Origin of the sequence: Marilutibacter maris, from assembly GCF_006546735.2 — a bacterium.
Lineage (GTDB): Bacteria > Pseudomonadota > Gammaproteobacteria > Xanthomonadales > Xanthomonadaceae > Marilutibacter > Marilutibacter maris.
Window position 1 is genome coordinate 1 of record NZ_VICD02000186.1, and the last position, 4,966, is coordinate 4,966.

Genomic DNA, 4,966 nt, shown 5'->3' on the forward strand with positions numbered 1-4,966 from the left:
ATGCCGAGCGCGCGCAGGGCCAGCAGGGCCAGCAACGCAACCGCCAGCACGCGCAGCAGGCGGGTCAGCCACGGCGGCGAGATCAACAGACGCACGGTCTGGTCCTCGGTGATCGGACCGCTCCAGTGCAACTGATAGCTGTGGCCCCCCTGCCAACTGGGCAGGCCGCGGCCGGTCTGGACCACGGTGCCCTGGGTGTAGCGGTCGAGCACATCGGCACGCTTGATGCGGCTGCCGGTGACCATGACCTTGTCGAGCCCGGCCCCCTGCACGGAGGAACTCCTTGCCTGCAGGTCGACCGGCGACGGGTCGTCGAGCACCACTGCCGGTACCGCCGGCGGTGGCGGAAGCTCCATGTGCGCGGGCGCCTCCGCCAGTACCGCGGCATCGGCCGCTTCCGCGTACCCCTCGGCATCGGTCGCCTGCAGCGCCACGGTCTTGCCCAACCCGCCGCCCAGCCCCGACATCGACGCCGCGCCTTCCAGCTGCGGGTGCAGGGCCATGCGCAGTTGCGCCGACACGAACGGCAGCGCAAACATCACCAGCACCACCAGCGCCGCGCGCCGCGTCCATTCCCCGAGCTTGTGCAGGCGTCCGGCCGGCAGCGCCCGCACCACCAGGCCCAGCGCCAGCACCAGCCCAAGGCTCAGGATCGGCGCGCCGCGCTCGTGATACGCCAGCAGCAGGTAGACCACCGCCAACCCCGCGCCGGTCCAGCCGAACGAGCGCCAGGACAGCAACGCGATCACCGCGGCGACGAACACGTCCAGCAAGGTCCAGCGCGACATCCAGCTGCCGTCGGCACGGTCCGCGCCGGGAGCGGCGAACAGGCGATAGCCGTAGGGCAGATGCACGGTACTGTCGACCGCATCGAAATTCTGTCGCCAACCGCTGACCGGCCGTTCCCCGCCGCCCGGCTGCAGACGCAGGCCGGCATCGAGATCCACCCTCGGCGTCCGCCACTCGACACCGCCCGCGCCCGCCTCGTCCAGGCGGGTCACCAGCAGCGGCGCCTGCTCGACCAGCGACTGCGCGCGCTCCAGGGTGTAGGGCGCGGCCGCCTCCAGCCGCCAGTCGCGGCGCATCTCGCCTTCGATGCGATCGCGCAGGGTCCAACCGCCCCCCGCAAAGTCCAGCCAAGCCTCGCGCCGCAGGTTCAGACGGTTGCCCTCGTTGGCGGCGATGCCGCGTGCGCGCTCTTCCACGGTGAGCGTCTGCGACGGCTCCAGCGCGAACGCCGGCAGTGCGCGCCAGTCGTCCGGGACGCCGGCGCTGTCGGGATCGACCTGCACCGGACCGCTGGCACTGGTCGAGCGCAGCGCCGGTGCTGCCTCGTAGCTCCAGACTTCCTGGCTAGGCCATGGCGCTCCGGCCGCGGCTGGCGCCGCCGATTGCAACGGCTGCAGCGCCCGGGCGCGCAGCACCAGCTCGGCGTGTTCGGGCTGCACCTGCACGCGCAGACGGCCATCGGACTCCAGTCGCGCCGGCCAGTCGCCGTCCAGCGTCAGCGGCGCGAACCCGGCCGGCAGCACCGGCCCGATCAATTCTTCCCGCGCCTGCCCCGCACCGGCCAGGAATATCCGCGTTTCCAGTTCCGCGGGCAGACCGTCGCCGAGCCTGCGGTAGACACGCACGTCCAGCGCATCGGCTTCCGGCGCGGTGGCCTCGCCACGTCCCAGCACCAGATGGTCGCCGTCGCGTTGCAGGGGCCGGACCGACTGCCCATCCACCTGCAGCTCGACCAGGCTGACCGCGGCCGGCAGCGCCAGTGCCTGCGGCCGCCGCGACCACGGAATGCGCCCGCGCAGCTCGTAGCGACCGGGGTCCAACCACACGCCCGGCCGACCCGCTTGCCTGACCACCGGCACCGCATTGCCGTTGGCGCTCACCTGCTGCGGCCAGTGCTGGGCATCCCCCGGAAGCCCCGTCCAACCGCGCTGGTGGACCGTGTAGCGCAACGCGAACGTGGCGCCCGTGGCGTCGGCCTGCACACGCAGCACCCCTGGCCAGACACAGATGCGCTGGCCGCCGGCGCTGCCGGCACCCGTCAGCAGCGGACAGTCGACCCCGGGCGCATCGTGCAGCACCCATTCGCGCCACGGCTCCAGCGGCGCCGGCACCTCCGTCTGCCGGGCGTGGGCGGTCAGCGCGCACGACAACGACAACGCGACGAGAAACCAGCAGATCAAGGTTCTGCGAATCACGGCTCGACTCCCTTACAAGCACGATGGCGGCAACGATACAACGGCCGGTTGCCCGCGGTGGGGTTAACCTATGCGCATGGAGAATGCCGCGCTCGACCTGCTTCGCACCGTTTTTGGACACGCCGACTTCCGTGGCGAGCAGGCCGAGATCGTCGAGCACGTCGCCGACGGCGGCGATGCGCTGGTGCTGATGCCGACCGGTGGCGGAAAGTCGCTGTGCTACCAATTGCCGGCGATGCTGCGCGACGGCTGCGCGATCGTGGTCTCGCCGCTGATCGCGCTGATGCAGGACCAGGTCGAGGCCCTGCACCAGCAAGGGGTGCGCGCGGCCTGCCTGAACTCGACCCTGGACGCCGAAACCGCGGCGAAGATCGAGCGCGAATGGCTCGACGGCGACCTCGACCTGCTCTACGTCGCCCCCGAGCGCCTGCTCGGCGGCCGCATGCTGGGGCTGATCGAGCGCGCCCACGCGCGCGGCCAGGTCGCCCTGTTCGCGATCGACGAGGCCCATTGCGTATCGCAGTGGGGCCACGACTTCCGCCCCGAGTACCGCCAGCTGACCGTGCTGCACGAGCGCTGGCCCGACGTGCCGCGGATCGCGCTGACCGCGACCGCCGACGCACCGACCCGGCGCGAGATCGTCGAACGGCTGGCGCTGGACGACGCCCGCCAGTTCGTCAGCTCGTTCGACCGCCCCAACATCCGCTACACCGTCGTCCACAAGGACGGCGGCGGCATCCGCCAGCTGCTGGACTTCCTGCGCCGCCACGACGGCGAGAGCGGCATCGTCTACGCGTTCTCGCGCCGCCGCGTCGAGACCGTGGCCGAACAACTGGTCGAGGCCGGCATCCACGCCCTGCCCTACCACGCCGGCCTGCCGGCGGAGACCCGCGCCGCCAACCAGCGCCATTTCCTGCAGGCCGACGGCGTGGTGATGGTGGCGACGATCGCCTTCGGCATGGGCATCGACAAGCCCGACGTGCGCTTCGTCGCCCACATCGACCTGCCCAAGTCGATCGAGGGCTACTACCAGGAGACCGGTCGCGCCGGCCGCGACGGCGCCGCCGCCGAGGCCTGGATGAGCTACGGGCTCGGCGATGTGGTCAACCTGCGCGCCTTGATCGACCAGGGCGAGGCCAGCGACGAGCGCAAGCAGCTCGAACGCGGCAAGCTCGACGCCCTGCTCGGCTATTGCGAGACCACCCAGTGCCGCCGCCGCAACCTGCTGGCCTGGTTCGGCGAGCACTACGAGGTCGGCGAGGCCGGCTGTGGCGGCTGCGACAACTGTCTGGAGCCGCCGGAGACCTGGGACGGCACCGTCGCCGCGCGCAAGGCGCTGTCGGCGGTCTACCGCAGCGGTCAGCGCTTCGGCGCCGGCCACGTGATCGACATCCTCACCGGCAAGGCCACCGACAAGGTGAGCCAGTACGGCCACGACCGGCTCAGTACCTGGGCGATCGGCAGCGATCTCGACGCCCGCCAGTGGCGCGGGGTATTCCGCCAGCTGCTCGCCGCCGGCCTGCTGGAGGCCGACGCCGAGCGCTACAACGCGTTGCGGCTGACCGCGGCGGCCGGGCCGGTGCTGCGCGGCGAGCAGTCGCTGTCGTTCCGGCGCGAGCCCGAGCCGCGGTCCCGGCGCGGCCGGCGCGGCAGCTCGTCGATGCTGGAGGCCGAACTCGACAGCGATGCGCTGGCCCGCTTCCGGGCATTGCGGGAATGGCGCTCGGAGCTGGCTCGCGAGCAGAGCGTGCCCGCCTACGTGATCTTCCACGACAGCACCCTGCGCGCGATCGCCGAGGCCGACCCGAGCGACGCCCGCGACCTGGCCGGAATCCCCGGGATCGGCGAACGCAAGCTCGAGCGCTACGGCGACGACCTGCTCGACCACCTGGCCCGCTCCGCGCCCGGCTCCGCCGCCTGAACGGCCGGCCCGGCGCCCCGTCGCCGGCGCTTTAAACCCCCGGCCGGCAGCCGGCATCCGAGTGAGTATGCTGAACGCCGTGGCCGAACAACCCGACATCGCCGAGCCCGACGGCGCGCCCCGCGGCGCCGAGGGCGAGCAGGAAGCCGCCTGGGTGCAGGCGGCCGCGCGTGGCGATACCGGCGCGTTCGGCAGGCTCTACCAGCGCCATGCCGGCCGGGTCCACGGCGTCATCGGCCGCCTGGTCGGCCACCACGGCACCCGTGCCGAGGACCTCACCCAGGAGGCCTTCGTGCGGGCCTGGCAGGCGCTGCCGGCGTTCCGGTTCGAGTCCGCCTTCTCGACCTGGCTGCACCGGCTGGCGGTCAATACCGCGCTGATGGACCTGCGCAGCCAGCGCAGCCGGCCGCAGCACGAGGGCGACGACGACGCGCTCGACATGCTCGGCCAAGCCGATTCGGCCGGGCACACGACGGCGCTGTCGATGGACCTGGAGCGCGCGGTCGCCAGCCTGCCGCCGCGGGCCCGGATGGTGCTGGTGCTGTACGACGTGGAAGGCTGGAAACACGAGGAGATCGCCGCCGAACTCGGGATGGCGGTCGGCAGTTCCAAGGCCCAGTTGCATCGCGCCCGCATGCTGTTGCGCGAGCGCCTGGGCGAACAGGCCTGGCTTGCCGCCGGGCCGGGAGATTCACGATGAACGACCCGTCCGACAACGACGACCTGCGGCACGGCGACGGCAAGCACGCGCCGCTGCCCGACAGCCTGCGCTGGCAGTTGCGCGCGATGCGCCGCGACCAGCCGCCCGCACGCGACCTGTGGCCGGACATCGCCGCGCGGC

At 72.3% G+C, this 4,966-nt stretch carries 2 protein-coding genes and 1 pseudogene; 2 read left to right on the plus strand and 1 reads right to left on the minus strand.

Annotated elements, in window-relative coordinates:
- Positions 1-2,204, minus strand: a pseudogene (locus tag FKV24_RS11055) (hypothetical protein); the annotation flags it as partial.
- Between the two features lie 76 nt (positions 2,205-2,280).
- Between FKV24_RS11055 and recQ the strand changes: the two are divergent.
- Positions 2,281-4,125, plus strand: coding sequence for a DNA helicase RecQ (gene recQ, locus FKV24_RS11060; protein ID WP_141482426.1), 1,845 nt, complete (start codon positions 2,281-2,283; stop codon positions 4,123-4,125).
- A gap of 67 nt (positions 4,126-4,192) precedes the next feature.
- Positions 4,193-4,825 carry an RNA polymerase sigma factor gene (locus tag FKV24_RS11065; protein WP_141482425.1) on the plus strand — a complete coding sequence of 211 codons (633 nt, stop codon included), beginning with the start codon at positions 4,193-4,195 and terminating at the stop codon, positions 4,823-4,825.
- Positions 4,826-4,966: the final 141 nt, after the last annotated feature.

Coding starts and splice junctions, on each gene's coding strand:
- recQ (WP_141482426.1), top strand. CDS start 2,281: ATGGAGAATGCCGCGCTCGACCTGCTTCGCACCGTTTTTGGACACGCC.
- FKV24_RS11065 (WP_141482425.1), top strand. CDS start 4,193: ATGCTGAACGCCGTGGCCGAACAACCCGACATCGCCGAGCCCGACGGC.